At 71.0% G+C, this 245-nt stretch carries 1 protein-coding gene; it reads left to right on the top strand.

The genetic code is table 11. The annotated features are described in order from the left end of the window. Positions 1–245 (top strand): hypothetical protein (locus tag SB753_RS40370; protein WP_410805589.1); only part of this gene is annotated, 245 nt, incomplete at both ends.

Here is a 245-nt window from a genome sequence, read left to right as displayed (position 1 = left end):
AGCGGAATGAGCGGCCTGGAGATCGGGCACGGCGGGGTGATCGCCGTCGACACCCAGCAGCTGCGCGATGTCGGTTCCCGGATGCAGACGGTGGCGACGCAGTGCGAGGAGGCTCGGGCCGCGATCGCCCGCGCGGGTGCCCTCCTGGCCTCTGCACCGGAGCCCGCTTCGCAGGTCGATATCGGTGCGCTGCATCGCAGCGGGGAGCGTGTCGGAGAGCTGCGTGCCGAACTCGAGGATGCCTG

The organism is Paraburkholderia sp. SIMBA_053 (assembly GCF_046534895.1).
Taxonomy (GTDB): Bacteria; Pseudomonadota; Gammaproteobacteria; order Burkholderiales; family Burkholderiaceae; genus Paraburkholderia; species Paraburkholderia caledonica.
The sequence above is the reverse complement of the archived record's forward strand: the minus strand, read 5'-3'. Positions and strand labels throughout refer to the sequence as shown.